The organism is Gordonia sp. UBA7599 (assembly GCA_002477755.1).
In the GTDB taxonomy this organism is placed as follows: domain Bacteria; phylum Actinomycetota; class Actinomycetes; order Mycobacteriales; family Mycobacteriaceae; genus Gordonia.
This window is the reverse complement of record DLKD01000147.1, coordinates 1-16,947: the sequence shown is the minus strand read 5'-3', so window position 1 is coordinate 16,947 and position 16,947 is coordinate 1. Positions and strand designations below refer to the sequence as shown.

General features: G+C 67.5%; 13 protein-coding genes. 9 read left to right on the top strand and 4 right to left on the bottom strand.

Annotated features, from left to right (window positions below; translation table 11 throughout):
• The first annotated feature begins 13 nt into the window (after positions 1–13).
• The 4 genes from B4L26_RS17395 (at position 14) to B4L26_RS17380 (ending at position 7,923) form a co-directional block, all read left to right on the top strand.
• A complete protein-coding gene (locus B4L26_RS17395; RefSeq protein ID WP_290720888.1) occupies positions 14–1,669 on the top strand; it encodes an ABC transporter family substrate-binding protein in 1,656 nt (551 codons plus the stop codon).
• Between the two features lie 98 nt (positions 1,670–1,767).
• Positions 1,768–3,420: an ABC transporter family substrate-binding protein gene (locus B4L26_RS17390; protein ID WP_290720885.1), complete on the top strand. Its 1,653-nt coding sequence runs from the start codon at positions 1,768–1,770 to the stop codon at positions 3,418–3,420.
• A gap of 80 nt (positions 3,421–3,500) precedes the next feature.
• Positions 3,501–6,104, top strand: coding sequence for a helix-turn-helix transcriptional regulator (locus B4L26_RS17385; protein ID WP_290720882.1), 2,604 nt, complete (start codon positions 3,501–3,503; stop codon positions 6,102–6,104).
• Positions 6,105–7,245: 1,141 nt separating this feature from the next.
• The gene (locus B4L26_RS17380; RefSeq protein ID WP_290720879.1) at positions 7,246–7,923 is read left to right on the top strand and encodes an MspA family porin; all 678 of its coding nucleotides are present in this window, start codon (positions 7,246–7,248) and stop codon (positions 7,921–7,923) included.
• Between the two features lie 10 nt (positions 7,924–7,933).
• Here B4L26_RS17380 and B4L26_RS17375 read toward each other — a convergent pair whose 3' ends face one another.
• Positions 7,934–9,166 carry an alpha/beta hydrolase family protein gene (locus B4L26_RS17375; protein WP_290720876.1) on the bottom strand — a complete coding sequence of 411 codons (1,233 nt, stop codon included), beginning with the start codon at positions 9,164–9,166 and terminating at the stop codon, positions 7,934–7,936.
• Positions 9,167–9,265: 99 nt separating this feature from the next.
• Here B4L26_RS17375 and B4L26_RS17370 point away from each other — a divergent pair, with 99 nt between their 5' ends.
• Positions 9,266–10,165 (top strand): oxygenase MpaB family protein, encoded by a 900-nt coding sequence (locus tag B4L26_RS17370; RefSeq protein WP_290720875.1) that lies wholly within the window; start codon positions 9,266–9,268, stop codon positions 10,163–10,165.
• On the opposite strand, the gene B4L26_RS17365 is transcribed toward B4L26_RS17370, so the two are convergent.
• Genes B4L26_RS17365 through B4L26_RS17355 form a run of 3 tightly spaced genes read right to left on the bottom strand, consistent with a single transcriptional unit; the run spans position 10,148 to position 13,303 of the window.
• Positions 10,148–11,362, bottom strand: coding sequence for an SRPBCC family protein (locus B4L26_RS17365; protein WP_290720872.1), 1,215 nt, complete (start codon positions 11,360–11,362; stop codon positions 10,148–10,150). The genes B4L26_RS17370 and B4L26_RS17365 overlap by 18 nt on opposite strands.
• A complete protein-coding gene (locus B4L26_RS17360) occupies positions 11,359–12,636 on the bottom strand; it encodes an oxygenase MpaB family protein (protein WP_290720869.1) in 1,278 nt (425 codons plus the stop codon). Before B4L26_RS17360 ends, B4L26_RS17365 begins: the two co-directional genes overlap by 4 nt.
• Before the next feature lie 31 nt (positions 12,637–12,667).
• A complete protein-coding gene (locus B4L26_RS17355; RefSeq protein WP_290720866.1) occupies positions 12,668–13,303 on the bottom strand; it encodes a TetR/AcrR family transcriptional regulator in 636 nt (211 codons plus the stop codon).
• Between the two features lie 94 nt (positions 13,304–13,397).
• On the opposite strand from B4L26_RS17355, the gene B4L26_RS17350 reads away from it, so the two are divergent.
• The 4 genes from B4L26_RS17350 to B4L26_RS17335 form a co-directional block, all read left to right on the top strand.
• Positions 13,398–14,822, top strand: coding sequence for a sulfatase family protein (locus tag B4L26_RS17350; RefSeq protein ID WP_290720864.1), 1,425 nt, complete (start codon positions 13,398–13,400; stop codon positions 14,820–14,822).
• Between the two features lie 122 nt (positions 14,823–14,944).
• Positions 14,945–15,754 carry a trehalose 2-sulfotransferase gene (stf0, locus tag B4L26_RS17345; RefSeq protein WP_290720862.1) on the top strand — a complete coding sequence of 270 codons (810 nt, stop codon included), beginning with the start codon at positions 14,945–14,947 and terminating at the stop codon, positions 15,752–15,754.
• Positions 15,751–16,701, top strand: a complete 951-nt coding sequence (gene cysD / locus B4L26_RS17340; protein ID WP_290720860.1) for a sulfate adenylyltransferase subunit CysD — start codon at positions 15,751–15,753, stop codon at positions 16,699–16,701. Before stf0 ends, cysD begins: the two co-directional genes overlap by 4 nt.
• Positions 16,701–16,947: GTP-binding protein (locus tag B4L26_RS17335; RefSeq protein WP_290720859.1), on the top strand; the 247-nt coding region annotated here is incomplete at its 3' end. The genes cysD and B4L26_RS17335, both read left to right, overlap by 1 nt.

The window sequence follows — 16,947 nt, the reverse complement described above, 5'->3', positions numbered from 1 at the left end:
GAGAGGTGGAGACATGAGAGTTGTGTGCTTTGGCGTTGCCGTGCTGACAGCCTGCGCCTTGGTTGCCGGTTGTGGCCACGACTCGTCGTCGGGAACGTCGTTCGAGCCGGGCAAGGCGCAGCTGAACCCTCAGCCGCGGGAGAACCTGCGCGACGGAGGAACGCTGACCACGTCGACGGAGCTGGTGTCGCCGCAGTGGAACCCGTTCCACGCAGATGGCACCACCTACACGTTGGACCAGTGGCGCTGGTACAACCCGGTGCTCGCCTTCTTCACCCCCGAGGGCGTGTACTCGTTCAATCGTGACTATCTAACAGATGTCAAGAAGACCACCGAGGACGGCAAGACGGTGGTCACCTACTCGATCAATCCCCGGGCGACTTACAACGACGGCACGCCCATCGACTGGCGGTCCTTCGAGAACACGTGGAAGTGCAATCGTGGTACCGATCCGGCGTTCATCGTCAACAGCAGCGATGGCTATGACCAGATCGAATCGGTGACACGCGGTACCGACGACAAGCAGGCGGTGGTGCGGTTCCGCGGAATTTGGGCCTGGCCGGACATGTTGTTCAACCAGCTCATGCACCCGAGAATCGCCAGCGCTGAGGACTTCAACCGTTCCTACATCCAGAACCCGCGTGCAGAGCTTGGTGCCGGGCCGTACACAGTCGCGTCTTACGACCGCAACGCGGGGACCGTCGTCTTCAAGCGCAACCCCAAGTGGTGGGGTAAACCGGGCAAGCTCGACCGCCGGGTGTTCCGGCAGATGGCGCCGCAGGCCGCGGTCAATGCGTTCCGCAACGGTGAACTCGACGCCGTCGACGTGGACAAGAAGGACCTGAAGGCTCAAGTGGGCTCGAGGCCGGGAATCGACCTGCGCGTGTCGGTAAGGCCCGTGGCCACGTACATGGTGGTCAACCTCGACGCCCCGGGGCTGCGCGACCCGCGGGTCCGGCAGGCCCTGCTGGCCGGGATCGACCGGAAGACCTTGGCGCGGATCCGCTTCACCGGCCTGGGCTACACCGAGGAACTGCCCGGCTCGTTCCTGCTGCTCCCGTTCCAGCCCGGTTACCGCGATAACGTCGGATCGACGATCACCTACGACCAGGGTCGGGCGCGACGCCTGCTCGATGAGGCGGGCTGGGTCGGTGACGGCATCCGACACCGCGCCGACCGCTCCGACCAGCGGTTGGTGTTGAACCTGCCCGTCGTGGGTGAGGATGCCATGAGGCAGACCATCGCCCGGGCGATACAGTCGATGCTGCGCCAGATCGGCGTCGATGTGGTGATCAAAGTCCGGCCAGACGCCGACTTGGCAGCCGTGGTCAACCACAAGGAGTTCGATATCTTCACCTTGGGCTTCGGTTGGACCGATCCGTTCGGCGTCGCCTATCTGTGCCAGTTCTGGTGCACGAACTCGCCGATGAACGGGGCGGGAGCCGGAACTCCTGCGCTCGATGCACAGATCCACGGTGTGCAGCAGATCCCCGAACCGGCCGCGCAGATCGTGGCGGCAAACGACGTCGAGGCGAAGGCATTCGGGCAGTTCTCCGACCTGCCGCTCTTCGACGGCCCGACGATAGTCGCGGCTAAGCGCGGACTGGCCAACTACGGTGCCGGCATGTTCTACGTCGGACCCGTCGAAGACATCGGCTGGGAGAAGTAGGACCATTGCGGTTGCATCGTCATGGTGTCGCGATCGACCCCTCGCCCGACTCGATTCGAGTCGGGGACACGAGGTGGGTGGGACGTGAGGGGCGGGATATGCGCATCGCACGCCTGGCCGTCGTCGCACTCGCAGTCGTCGCACTGGTCACCGGGTGCGGCGTCGACATGTCGGCCGGCAACTCTTTCGAACCGGGCCAGGCCCAACTGAACCCGCAGCCTCGGGAGAACCTGCGCGACGGTGGCACCCTGACGACGGCCCTGACCGAGGTCTCCCCGCAGTGGAACACGTTCCAGGCCGACGGCACGGGCTACTCGTTGATGATGTGGCGTTGGTACAACCCCGTGCTCGCCTTCTTCACCCCCGACGGCGTGTACTCCTTCAACCGCGACTACCTCACCGACGTGCACAAGGCGGTCGACGGCGGTCAGACGGTGGTCACTTACACGATCAACCCGCGCGCGACCTACAACGACGGCACGCCCATCGACTGGCGGGCCTTCGAGAACACCTGGCGGCTCAATCGAGGGACCGATCCGAACTACATCGCGAGTAGCACCGACGGCTACGACCAGATTGAATCGGTGACGCGCGGTGTCGACGACAAGCAGGCGGTCGTGCGGTTCCGCGGGATCTGGGCGTGGCCCGACGGGCTGTTCAACACACTGCTGCACCCGAAGATCGCGACGCACGAGGACTTCAACCGCTCCTACATCCAGAACCCGCGTCCAGAACTCGGAGCCGGGCCGTACACGCTCGCGTCCTACGACCGAAACGCCGGGATCGTCGTCTTCGAGCGCAACCCCAAGTGGTGGGGCAAGCGGGGCAAGCTGGACCGCCGGGTGTTCCGCCAGATGGAGCCACAGGCGGGGCTCAACGCGTTCCGCAACGGCGAACTCGACGCGACCGGCGTGGGTAGCAAGGATTCACGGGCGCAGGTTGCCACGATGCCCGATATCGACGTCCGAGTGTCGTCGACCCCTTCGACGACCCTGCTGGTCCTCAATCTCGCGACACCCATCCTGCGCGACATCCGGGTGCGCGAGGCGATTTTCCGCGGCCTCGACCGCGCTACCTTGGCGCGCATCCGCTTCACCGGCCTGGGCTACAGCGAGGATCCGCCGGGGTCATTCCTGTTGTACCCGTTCCAGCCGAGGTATCGAGACAACTTGGGCGGGGTCGGGGCCTATGACCAGAACCGGGCACGACAACTCCTCGACGAAGCCGGGTGGCGCGCCGACTCGTCGGGCGTTCGGCGACGCGCCGGCCAGCAGTTGTCGCTGACCATGCCCATCCTGGGCGACGATGCGACGACCACCAACCTGGCCCGGGCGATGCAGGCGATGCTTCGCGAGATCGGCGTCGACATGACGATCACGGTGCGGGCCTCCGCCGACTTCTCCAAGGTGTATATCGGCAGGGAGTTCGACCTGTTCTCGATGAGCTACTCGTCGTCGGATCCCTTCGGCATGGCATATCTGTGCCAAATCTGGTGCGCCAATTCTCAGTTGAACCGGTCTGGTGCGGGGACCCCGGAACTCGACGCTCAGATTCGGCGGGTTCAGCAGATCGCTGACCCTGCCGAACAGATCCGGGTGGGCAACGACGTTGAGGCCCAGGCCTTCCGGCAGTTCTCCAACTTGCCGCTATTCAACGGCCCGACGATGGTTGCGGTGAAGAAGCGTCTGGCCAATTACGGTGCCGGCATGTTCTACGTCGGCCCCGTCGAGGACATCGGCTGGGAGAAGTAGGACCCGAATACGGTTGGACAAGCGTCCAACAACTGGGCCGTTGGCCCGCGCTGCCAGGCAGGGCGACCTATCATTCATGCATGCCCGCCGACTGGCCGATCGTGGAGCGCGCCAACGAGTTCCAGATGATTCGTGATGCGTTGGTCGGCAATGGCGAGGCCTGCGGCATCATCCTGACCGGCGATGCCGGCGTCGGCAAGACGACGTTGGCCCGCCTGGTCACCGCCGAACTCGGCGGTGCGCGGTGGGTGGCCGGTACCGAATCGGCGCGATCGATCCCGTTGGGAGTGTTCGCGCACCTGGTCGGTCCGTCGGCCAGTTCCGATCCCGTCGCCTACCTCTCTGCGGCCCGCCAATCGCTGCTTTCCGACGGTCAGACCATCATCGGAGTTGATGACGCGCACCTGCTCGACGAGTTGTCGGCCACGTTGCTGCATCAGTTGGCGATCGACCGTGCTGTGCATATCGTTGCGACGGTTCGCAGCGGTGAGACCGTGCCCGATGCGGTGACGTCGTTGTGGAAAGACCGCCACCTGTTGCGGCTGACGCTGGCCCCGTTCACCAAGGAGCAGAGCGTCGAACTCGTCGAGTCCGTCCTCGGCGGTCGGCTGGAGGGTTTGTCAGCCGATCTGATGTGGGACGCGTCGGGCGGCAACGCGCTGTTCCTGCGCCACCTCGTCGACGGGGCGATCGAGGCGGGCACCCTGCGTGAGTCGAAGGGTGTCTGGCAGTTGCGCGGCCGCACAGCCATCACGTCGGAACTAGCCTCTTTGCTCGAGGGACGCATCGACCGGCTCGACGACGAGGTGCTCGCGGTGCTGGAGTACCTGAGTCTGTGCGAGCCCGCATCGTTGGACGTACTGGTCGAGTTGACCGGCGAGTCAGCCGTGGAGCGCGCGGAGGCCCTCGACCTGGTCGGCATTGCACGCCAGGGATCGGTGCTGGGCGTGCGCTACACCCACCCGTTGTTCGGGGAGGTCATCCGCCGCCGGCTCGGCTCGCTCAAGGCCCGTCGGCTGCGCGGCAAGCTCGTCTCGGTCCTGCAGGCGCAAGGCGCCGATTCGGCCGCCGACCGCATCCTCATCGCGGATCTGGGACTCGACAGCGACGTGACGATCTCCGCCAACGACCTGGCTGCGGCCGCTCGCGAGGCGCTCACCCTGGCGAATATCCCGATGGCGCAGCGTTTCGCCCAGGCGGCGGTCGAGGCGGGCGGCGGGCTCGGTGCGGTCGAGCCACTGGCGCGTGCGCTGATGTGGCAAGGCCGGGCCGACGACGCGGAGAAGGCCCTCGCCGAGTTCGACCCGGATGATTTCGACCAGATCGAGCTCGTCCGTTGGGGGCTGTTGCGGATCGGCAACCTGTTCTGGGCGATGGGCGACGCCCAGCGGGCGGCCGACGTGCTCGACTTGGTCGCCGGCCGCGTGACCGAGCCCTGGCTGGCGCTGATCGTCAAGGGCCTCACCTCGGCGATGGCGCTGTTCACCAACCGTCTCGATGAGGCGATCGCCCTATCCGACGAGGTGCTCGCCGACCCGGCGGCCACGCCGTGGGCGGTCGAATGGGCGGTGTTCGGCGGCAGTCTGTCGCGGGCGTTGGTCGGGCGGGGTGACGAGGTCGCCGCACTGGCCGCGAAGGCCCGCGACGCCGAGCGGGTCACCGACGGCTTGCTGCGGTTTCCCGCCGGATTCGGTGAGATCCTCGCACTGACCTTGCCAGGACACCTCGACGACGCGGAGAAGGCGGCGCAGCGCTATCTCGACTTCTCCTCGGCCGGGCACTATCTGGGGTGGGCGCTCTCGGGGATCCACGCCGCGGAGGTCTCCGTCATGCGGGGCGACTTGCCCATCGCGGTGGCGCGCTTGGATCAGACGCTGGCCGCCCTCGGGGAGGGTGGGGCGGCTGCTTCGTGGAGCTACCCCGCATTCATCCTGCGGGTCATGGCACTGTCCGCTCTGGGGCGGGGTGAGGACGCCCGGGTCGCGTTGGACACGGCGCGCGCCACCTATGACGAGCACGTCGCGGTGTTCGGTCCGAGTCTCGCCATTGCCGTCGCGTTGCAGGCGGCGGGCGAGGGGATGTTCAGCCGTGCCGCGGACTTGGCGGTGGAGGCGGCGAGTACTGCCGCCGCGAGTGGCCAAATAGCGATCGAGGGCGAGGCGTGGCATCTTGCGGCTCGGTTCGGGTACACCTCCCCGTCGTCGGTGGAGCGGTTGGCCGAGCTAGCCGAGCAGCTCGACGGCCCGCTCATCGGGGTGTACGCACGGCATGCGCGCGCGGTTGCCGACGCTGATGCTGGCGCCCTCGATGCGGTGTGCGACGAGTTCGAACAGCTCGGTTACAAGCTTGCCGCCGCAGATGCGTCAGCCCAGGCCAGTGTTGTGCACGCGGAGAACGGCGCCCGCGCGGCGTCGGTCGCCGCGGCGTCGCTGGCCAACCGGTTGGCCGCGCAGTGCGGCGGTGCGCGGACTCCGGCGCTGGTGACCGCGGCCCAGCCGCTGCCGCTGACGGCGCGTGAGCGCGAGATCGCCAACCTCGTAGCCGCCGGGTTGAGCAACAAGGAGATCGCCGACCGGCTGTACGTGTCCGTGCGCACGGTCGAGGGACATGTCTACCGGACGTGCGCCAAGCTCGACGTCGCCGATCGCGTGGAGATCGCCGAACTCATCCGCGGCGGTCACTGAACCAGCGGGGCCGAGGGTGTGGGGTGGGCTCGATCTGAGGTAGGCGCTTGCAGGCCGGTTGTGAGTTTTCACAACCGGCCTGCGGGTCTTGTTTGGTTGGCGGCCCCATCGCCGCCATGACGGTGTGGGGCGGTTACTAGCGGTAGCGGCGCCACACGGGGCGTGGGGTCGCTAGTGGGCCGAACGGGTTGGTGCGGCGGGACCGGTCGGTGGCGGTGGGTTTGGTGAGGGTGGCTTGGGTGTTGCGGCGGATGTACATGGGGTCTCCTTGTGCCGAGCTCGTGAGTGCAGTCACACGCTCAAAGCTTGATTATGAACCTAATCATGAGCGTCAATCAATCAAACTTGGTCGATGTGGGTCGTGACTATTTTGCCAAACTGGTAGAATTGTCCGAATTACCGCACGTTCCGGTGCCTATATCGACGGTATTGTCCGGATCTTGCACCGGGCTCTCTCGGTTTGCGTCGGGTCACCACACCACACACCAGGCCTTCCTTGTCGAGTCGACGGCAAATGAAGTCTTGCGGCTGGTCTAACGGATTTGGCCTCTTCCCAGCGCCGGCACCACAGTTGCGGCGCTGGCGCTGGGGGCCGAGATTAACGCCAGCGGCGCCACACGCGACGCGGGGTGGCCAGAAATGCCAGCGGCGCCACACGCGGCGTGGGGCGGCCGGGTGCGGTCGGCTTGGTGAGGGTGGCTTGGGTGTTGCGGCGGATGTACATGCGGGTTGGTCTCCTTGTTGGTGCTAATGATGAGTGGTCGCACTCTCAGTGGATTATGGTCCCTATTGTGGGCGTTAGTCCATAGAGCGTTTGTCAGAAAATATTCGTAAATGGAGATGTGCAGAAGTTCGTCGGTATTGCCTGAATTTGGGTCTAGCCTTGGAGTATTGCGTGATCTGGAACGCGCTGGCTCGTCCCCGGCCGTTGACGTTTGGGGCTAATCGGCCATTTGCGGCGTATCCGATATTGGCGGTTACTGAGATTGACGACAACATTGATGGAATGTAAGAGTTTCGGCAAATCGCGGTTCTGTCGCCTGCCACATGGAAGCCGCGGGGATGCTGGTGAAGCCGCGCCGTCGAAGCTGCTGTGGTGGTGTCAGACGAGAACCGGTGATCAGTGGATTTGGGGACAGCTATGACGGAGCGCATCAAACGCGCTGCGATTATGGCCACAGTCGCCTGTGCTGTGGTGGCTGTGCCGTTGGTATTGAGGCCGTCGGCAGCCATGGCGGATGTACAGGTGAATCTTCCCGCGCTGAAGCAGGTCAAGAAGATGGGCGATGGCACAGTGGTCACGGTGGCGCGATCGGGTGAACGGGCCACTATCAATCCGTCCATGGGCGGCACGCCGTTGCACCGCAACGTGTGGGTGTCTGCCAAGTACCGCGTCGACGTCTCTAAGATGCCCCGCGAGATCGCGATCCAGGCGGGGTATGTCGTGGGCTGCCAGGTCGATTTCCGGGGCGGCACTATGGGCGGCAGTGCGGGTGCGTTAGGGATCAGCGACGGCTTCGGTGACGAGGGTGATCTCGGTGCGGGCGGCACTGGCACGCTGACGATAGGCCCAGGGCAACAGCAGGCGTACTACATCAACGATGTGGAGGGCGCTGATGACTTTCGTGTCGGGAGACATGATTCGTACGTGTCGTATACCGACACCAAGTCGGCCCGGCTGAGCTACGTCAACTCCCAGATCGGCCTACGAGGCTGTGTTGGCTACGCCCAGGCCCGTTCCAGGCTGGTGGTGGCGGTCGAGACTGAATACGCCGTTGAGATGATGAATTTCTACGGTCGGCCCTTCTCGTTGGGCTGAACCCGCGGGACTACCGCGCGAGCTTCTCGTCGAGCCAGTCGAACATCCGCTCATCGGTCAGCGCGCGTGCCATCGGTTGGCAATGCCAGTCCGCCCCCTCTGCGGTGGTGAATCGGGCGAGGGTGGCGATGCCGTCGCGGCACATCGCCGCTAGAGCTTGCGACTGGCCGGGCCAGAACTGCTCGTGGTCGGGGTCGGTGATCAGCAGCGGGGTGACGATCTGCTCGGCGATCGCGGGGGTGATCGTGTAGGGGACGAGCGCTTGCATCGTGTCGTAGAAGCTCCCGTGCGGATATGGCCGCGCCCGCCAGTCCCACATGCGCCTGGTGGCGGGGGAGAACTTCATCCCCAAACTGATCTCCCGATTGAACAACTCCGCCCGGCCCTTGTCGAGTGCGTCGATGAGCGGCTTGGGGAAGAACTTCAACCACGAGGTGCGCACCTCGACGACACCGGGATCGGCGACCGCGGCGGCGTAGCGGTGCTCAAAGGCGAGTGAGCGCGGGACCCAATAGCCGGCCTGACTGATGCCGTAGAGCGCGAGCTTGGCAGCGTCGACGCCGGGCAGCTTCAGCACGTAGTCGGTGACCGGCCGCAACACCGCCTCCCAGTCGGGGCGGAATCCGATACCGCGCTCGAACAGCATGGACTGCTGGCCGGGACCGTCGTAGAGGACGACGCCGTAGCCGCGGCGCAGCGCCCCGAACGCCGCGGCGCACCACAGTGCCGACACCGAGCCGTCGCTCCCGTTGATCGTCACCAGGGTCGCACCGGTATGCCCCGTTTTGGGTGTCAGGTACCAGCCGGGCAGGGTTGTGTCCTCGTAGGGGATTTCGAGGCGCTGCGCCGTGAAGTCGCCGTGGTCGAGGAACTTCTCGAAGGCCGCGCGGTGCTCGGCAAAGATCGGCATGCGCTGCTCGTCGTCGGCGAAGCCGTCGAGCCCGTCGAAGGCCTGGGAAAGGTAGTTCGACGCGCGCAGGTAGGCCGACGCGGCGCTGACGCGGTGCCCCGCCGCGCTGCTGGCGTCTCCGGCCTCGACGAGGCGGCGGCCAAGGGCCAGCCACGCGTTGGACCAGTCGAGGTCGTGTTCTTCGGGGCAGTTGGCAATGGTCGCGAGCACCTCACCGGCATCGGCGCCGCCCGATGCGCAGTACCCCAGCAGGAGCCGAACCGCGAAGTCGCGCCCCTCGTCGACGTAGAAGCCGTTGGTGAAGGCGGTGTGGTGGGCGTGGTTGCGGGGCATTCTCGTCTCCTGGCGTCGTGTGGTCTTGAGTCTGCCTCATTTCGCCGAATGCGGGCCGGGTCTCGGTGCACGCCGATGGATCTGTGCCACGATGACGGCATGGGAGGAAGTGGCACCGTCACGTCGACGCCGTTGGATTCCAGTTCGCTGCTCTGGCGCTGGGCCGGGGATATGCGGATCGCGTTCACCGGCGGCACGGCGGGCCTGCTGCAGGTGATGGACCCCGCGATCGGCTACGCGCTGATCGAGCACTCCAACTTCTTCGCCGATCCCGTCGACCGGGTCTTCCGCTCGTTGCCGCCGATCCTGGGCACCGTCTATGACGACCCGGCCACAGGCACCGGAACGATGGTCCGGGACCTGCACCGCGACATCAAAGGCGTGCAGCCCGACGGCGTGCGCTACCACGCGCTGAACCCGACGACCTTCTGGTGGGCCCATGCCACCTTCCAGATGATGGTGGAGCAACTCGTCGACCGGTACTCGCATTACCGGCTCACTGACGCCGAGCGCGAGCAGCTGTATGCCGAGGGCGTGCAGTGGTATCGCCGGTACGGGATGACGGAGAGTGTGGTGCCGCCGGACCGGGCGGCGTTCGGTCGCGAGTGGGACAGGTACTGCGACGAGGTGCTCGCCCCGAACCCGGCGTCGGACCACCTGATGAAGGTCATCGAGAGCTGGACCATCCCGGACATGAGTGCATCGCCGCACCTACCGGTACCGCCTGCCCTGGCGCCGGGAGCACGGAAGTGGCTGCCCAAGGCGCCGGTGCGTGCTGCACTGGCCCCCGGCCTGCGGTTGAGCATCTACGGCGGGCTGCCGCCACAGGTGCGCGAGCGCTTCGGGATCCGGTGGACCCGCGTCGACGAGGCGGCGTACGCCGGACTGCAGCGGGTCATCCCGTTGACGTGGCCGTTGCAGCCGGTGCCCTGGCGCTGGCACTTGGCCAGCCACGCCGGTTGGAAGCGCGAACGCGGCAGGCTACCGCGACCCTGGTAGGGCTGCGTGGACCGCGTCGACGGCCCGCGCGAACGTCTTCACCCGGTGCCGGCCGACGTCGTAGCCGTTGCGGGCGAGCATCGAGTCGCGGAACTGCGGGTGCACCCGGGACGCCAGCGGTGTCCACCACGGCTTGTGGCTGCGCGGCAGGTCGGCAAGCAACCGGTCTGACGCGGTGGTGAACACCGGTGCCAATCGCAGGTAGTCGGGACGGAAGGCGCGCAGGTCGGCGTCGGGGTAGCGTGCGCGGTGCACGTCGGCCAGGGCGCGCGGCAGGTCGGCGTCGATGTGTGCGGACACCCCGTACAGCAGGCACTTCATCACCGGCACGTGGGGACGTTTGGGATCCCGCGACTCCGCTGTCGACCAGGCTTTCGCCCACGCCGGCTCCACGTCGCCGCCGGTGCGGTAGGCGGTGAGGTTGCGCTCGTAGTAGTCGTGGAAGACGGGGATCAGGGCGAGTACCCAGTCGGGGTGGTCCAGTGCCATAGCCCCCGACGACGAGGAGTCCTCCGCGCTGCTCGTCGACGACGAGTGGGCCGAGCCGCTCGCCGCGGAGATCATCTCTTCGGTGACGTACTGGTAGACGCGGGCGAACCACTGCTTGGGGTCGTCATCGGCGGCCAATTCGTCGGCCAGCACCCGTTGTGCCCGCAGCGATTCCTGGGCGTCGGCGAGCAGCACGTCGAACTCCGCGGAGCCGGGCGTGGCCAGGTCCGTCGGCGCGCTCGTCGTCGACGGGGAGTCGGCGGCTATCCCGGTGCCGGCCAGATCAACCATCAGGTCCATCGACTCTCCGACCTGCTTGCGGATCACCCGGCACAGCAGGTGCGACAGCGGCGCGGAGATCAGGCGCATCGACACCTGCCAGGTGACCTCGGTGCGATCGTCCCCGGTCGGCGTCAGCGACTGGACGCCCTGGTGGTCGAGCAGCAGCGGACCGCCGTCGTAGACGCGGTAGCGGAACTCCCGGGGCTCGTCGGCATACTCGACGACCTCGCGCAGCTTCCGCTTCCCGTCGGGCAACGTCACCATGCGCAGCGCACCGGCGGTGTCCGGGCGGTCGCCGGGACCGCCGTCGACGAGATCGATGCGCGCGGTGGACCACTTGTTCATCTGCTCGGGGTCGGTGAGCAGTCGCCAGGCGGTCTCGGCAGGGCAGTCGAGAACGCGGGTCAGCGTGAACCGCGCCGTCATGCGACGGTTTCCATCCGGTTCTCGTCGGCAGCGCGGTAGCGGGCCCCGACGGTCTTCGGGTCGGCCAGGTCGATGCCCAGGCGCCAGGTGACCAGCCGCAGTTCGCGGCGGGCGACGTCGCGCTCCGAACCGAGGAGCCCCATGGCGCGGGCCAGCTCCCGCGACCGAACGACCGGACGTGCGAGGTCGACGACGTGGTGAAGGGGAGAGGGGCGCAGCCCCATCGCCGAGGCGATGTCGGGGTCGACCCAGCGGGTGGACACCGCGGCGAACAGCGTGCGCAGGAAGGGGCGCGAAACCGTCTGCACGGCACCGTTGAGCGGTCCGGGCAGCCCGAGGTCGGCACGGAAACCGTCGTCGAGAAGAGCGCGGACCAGGGTCTTGGCGTCATCGTGGGGCCGCAGCGCGAACTCCTGGGAGATGCGCCAGGTGCGGCCGGCGTCGTCGTAGCTGGTCGGCAGCAGTCGGTCCTCCACGCCCATCACCCAGCCGACCCAGCGCCAGAGGTGGGTGATCGCCTCGAGGTCGGCGCGCGAGTAGTGGATGCCGAAGTCCTTGGCGATGCGCAGCGGCAGCGCCAGGAAACCGGCGGTGATGGTGAGTTGGGAGTACGTCTGGTTGATCGGCACGCCCCACACCGCGTCGTCCCACTCGTCGGAGGCGTGCAGGTGGTGGCGGACCATCGCGTGGACCAGGCGGATGCGCAGTGTTTCGACCCAGCCGCCGGCGCCGACGTCCATGAGCCCGGGGGCGGTGGCCAGGGTGACCCAGCGGGCGGTCGCCTGCACGCGGTCGAACGTCCCCTCGGTGAGCCGTCCCGTCGCGGCGAGCGGTCGGGTGAAGCCGCGGGCCTGGTAGCCGTAGATCAGCGACTGGTAGAGGGTGCTCGACTGCAACGACCCGAACCGCCACCACGCGTCGGCGCCGGCGCGGGCAAGAGCCGCGTCGAACCATGGAGGCGGGGTGCTGGTCCGCTCGAGGAAAGCGGCGAAGGCGGGCGCGGTGGCCTTCAGCTCTGCGTCGATCTCGGGCGGATCGTCGAGGGCCGACACGATGTCGTTCCACGAGTAGGTGCCGCCGGCATCATTCGGCCCGCTCACTCCGTTCCCGGCGCCGGAGAACAGCTCGTCAATCACGGCGTCGGCCAGCGGATCGCCGACGAGCAGCCCGTCGGCCATCGCGTCCACATGCTCGGGGTAGCGGTCCCGAACCGCGTCCCAGTTCTGGGCCCCGGTTATCGCGGCAGCCCTTGCGGCACTGACCTTTCCAGCCATAAAGACAGTGTGTCTTTTGTGTCTGTCGGCGTCAAGGAAGCGGGGCGTCGCCCGCTGGCGTGTCCATGCCGGAGAAACCGGACCAGATCAGCAGGAACAGATGGTCGACGACCTCGTCGCGACTGATGGTGCGCGTCGCCGACCACCATGTGATCGTCGACGAGATGGCGCCGACGAGGGCGTGCGCCCACGTCTGCGCCGGGCCCGGATCCAGGCCGCGCGACGTGAAGCCGCCGACGAGGATGCCGGTGAGCGTTCCGATGACCATGCCGTCGGCGGCCGGGGCCACGGGCAGGAGGTGGGCCGACAGCGCCCGTGCCAGCTCCGGTTCGTCCTCGAACCACGTGGCGAGGGTGCCGATCGCTGCGCGCGTCTGCTCCGCCGGGTCGTCGACCCCGCCGGCAATGGTGACGACTTGCTCGACGATGAGGCGCGCATGCCGATGGGCCAGCGCGTCGAGCAGGGCGTTGCGATCGGTGAAGGCCGCGTACACCGCCGAGCGGGTCAGGCCGGCCTGCGCGGCCACGTCGGCCAGCCCGACGTCGGGCCCGCTCGCGCGTATCGCCGACTCGGCGGCGTCGAGCAACTGCCGCCGTCGCTCCTGCGGGTCGACGCCGGGACCGGGCGGGCGGCCCCGCCGTCGTCGCTCACGAGCCTCCTGGATCATCGTCGCCCCAGGCTACCGGGGCATCACCGTCGGCGGAGCGGACCGGTCAGGTCGGTGCGCGGACCCGACTCATCGGGTCGGGCATGATGGGCGCATGGGCGACGCAGGGGCCAACGTCATCTTCATCCACTGGCACGACCTCGGTCGGCACCTGCCGTGTTACGGGGCACAGGGGGTGGTGAGCCCGGCGTTGGACCGGCTGGCCGCGCAGGGGATCCTGTTCACCGACGCGCACGCCACCGCGCCGCTGTGCTCGCCGGCGCGCGGATCCTTGTTCACCGGGCAGTACCCACACCGCAACGGCCTGATCGGCCTGGCCCACCACGGCTTCGCCTACCACCCCGGCGTGCAGACCCTGCCGTCGTTGCTGGCCGACGGCGGGTACCGGACGGTGTTGATCGGGATGCAGCACGAGAGCACCGATCCGACGACGCTGGGCTTCGACACCGTCGACGTGTCGGAGTCGCGGTGTGACTACGTCACCGATGAGGCGATCGGCTGGCTCGAGCGCGAGGGCGTGACCGACCAGCCGTTCTTCCTGACCGCCGGGTTCTTCGAGACGCATCGGCCCTATCCCGACGACGAATACGACCACGCAGATCCCAACGCGATCGGTGTTCCCGACTTCCTCCCCGACACCCCTGACGTGCGCGCGGACCTTGCCGGGCTGCACGGCTCCATCACCAAGGCCGATGCGGCGGTGGGCCGACTGCTCGACGCTGTGGCGCGCCTGGGATTGGACCGCAACACCTGGATCGTGTTCGCCACCGATCACGGTGTCGCGTTCCCGCGCGCGAAGTCCACGCTGTACGCGCCGGGCACGGGGATCGCGATGATCATCGCGCCGCCGCGCGATCGATCGGCCCTCGGTGGACGCGTCTACGACGGGCTGTTCTCCGGCGTCGACCTGGCGCCGACGCTGCTGGACCTGCTCGACCGGCCGATCCCCGTCGACGTCGACGGGGTTTCGCACGCGCCGGCGCTTACAGGTGCGGATGAGGACCCGGTCCGCACCGAGTTGTTCACCGAGAAGACCTACCACGACGCTTATGACCCCATCCGCGCCGTGCGCACCAAGGAGTTCAGCTACATCGAGAACTACGCGCCCCGCCCGGAGCTGGTGCTGCCGCTCGACATCGCCGACTCGGAGTCGGCGCGCTCTCTTGATCCGCAATCCACGATCGTCCCGCGAGCCCGCCACGAGCTCTACGACCTGCGTTTCGATCCGCGTGAGCAAAACAATCTGGCCCGCGACCCCGCCTACACCGAGACTGCGGCCGATCTCGCCGGGCGGTTGGCCCGCTGGCGCGTCGAGACCGGTGACGAGTTGCCCGAGGAGGCGGTGGGGACCGCTGTCGCCGAGCGTTTCATGCGCGAGTGGATGGTCCGCTCCAAGGTCATCGACCCAGGTGAAGAGCCATTGCCGTCGCGTCGGCCGCAGGGTGCGCGACGCGAGCTCGACGGCGAGCTCACCGTCGGAATCCCGTCTTCGTCGGGGACGGTCGGTACGGACGGGTGAACCTGGCGGTAGGGGGTCGGCAAGAGCACCCATAGGACCGTCGGACCGGGAACGTTGCGCTCACCCTGATCGGAATTCTCTTCGCGGTGCCGGGGCCCATGGGCTCCGTATCGTTTTCGGACATGAGTGAGCCGAGGCCCTATCTCGTCTGCGCGAGCCAGCGCAGCGGGAGCACACTGCTGGTGGAGTCGCTGGCCGCCACCGGCGTCGCCGGCCGGCCCGGCGAGTTCTTCCAGTACTTCGCCTCATCGTCGCTCTCACCGCAGCCGCGCGAGTGGTTCGCCGGGGTCGACGACGAGAAGATCGTCGGGGCGCTGGCCATCACCGACCCGGGAACCGTTGACACCCGCACCGCCGACCAGTGGCGTGCCGACGTCCTCGCGCAGGGCCTGACCCCCAGCGGCGTGTGGGGCGGCAAGCTGATGTGGAACCAGACACCGCTGTTGATCGCGCGCACACGCGTCGCGTCGGGTTCGTTGCGCACCGCGCTGCGCTGGCTGCTCGGCACCGACCCGCTGTTCGTGCACGTGCACCGCGACGACCTCGTCGCGCAGGCCGTCTCGATGTGGCGCGCGGTGCAGACCCGCGTCTGGCGGGACAGTCCCGAACCGTCGGGTTTCCACAACGAGGGCGTCCCCGACGAGGAGGCTTTTTACAGCGCCGAGGGCATCGCCCACCTCGCCGGCATCCTCGCCGACCAGGAACAGCGATGGCGGGCATGGTTCGCCGAGGAGGGGATCGAGCCGTTCCGCGTCGAGTTCGGCGACCTCGTCAAAGACCCGACGGGCACGACGGCGCACGTGCTGTCCGAACTCGGCCAAGACCCGTCGCTCGCGCCGCCACCCCCGCTCAAACCCCAGTCCAACGCCCGCTCGAAGGAATGGGCGCAGCGCTACCGCGTCGACGCCGAACGGAACGGATACCCGCTATGACCGCGCAGACGACCTCGCCCGCCACCGACATCGACCACATCCCCGCGTTGCGGATCCTCGAATCCGAGGCCGTCCACATCATCCGCGAGGTGGTCGCTGAACTGGAGAACCCGGTGCTGCTGTTCTCCGGCGGCAAGGATTCGATCGTCCTGCTGCACCTTGCGGAGAAGGCATTCCGACCGCACCCGCTGCCGTTCCCGATCCTGCATGTCGACACCGGCCACAACTTCAGCGAGGTCATCGCTTTCCGCGACAAGCGGGTCACGCCGACCGCGCAGCGCCCCGACGGCGTGCGGCTGATCGTCGCATCGGTACAGGAGTCCATCGATACCGGCCGCGTCGAGGAGACGACCGATCCGTCGGGGTCGCGCAACCGGTTGCAGACGCGCACCTTGCTCGACGCACTCGAACGCTACAAATTCGACGCGGCGTTCGGCGGTGCCCGCCGCGACGAGGACCGGGCGCGGGCCAAGGAGCGGGTGTTCAGCTTCCGCGACGAGTTCGGGCAGTGGGATCCGCGGGCGCAACGCGCCGAGCCGTGGTCGCTGTACAACGGCCGGATCCGTCGCGGGGAGTCGGTGCGCGTCTTCCCGCTGTCGAACTGGACCGAGCTGGACATCTGGCGCTACATCGAACTCGAGGACATCGAGCTGCCGCCCATCTACTTCGCCTCGCAGCGCGACGTGTTCACCCGCGACGGGATCCTGCTGACGGTGTCGCCGTTCACCCATCCGCGACCCGACGAGCCGGTGACCACCGAATGGGTGCGCTACCGCACCGTCGGCGACCTCACCATCACCGGGGCTGTGCGGTCCACCGCGACGACGCTGCCCGAGGTGATCGCCGAGGTGGAAGAGGCGACGGTGTCCGAGCGAGGGGAGACCCGCGCCGACGACCGCACGTCGAGCGCTGCCATGGAGGACCGCAAACGGGAGGGCTACTTCTGATGACCGCACCCACCATCGAGGCCACCGCGGCCGGCCGCCACGACGGCGACCGCCAGTTCCTGCGCCTGGCCACCATCGGCAGTGTCGACGACGGGAAGTCGACGCTGATCGGGCGCATCCTGCACGACACCGGTTCCCTGCCGACCGACCACATCGAAGGCGTGACCGACGACGAGGGCGAGCTCGACCTGGCGGCGCTCTCGGACGGGCTGCGCAGTGAGCGGGAACAGGGCATCACGATCGACG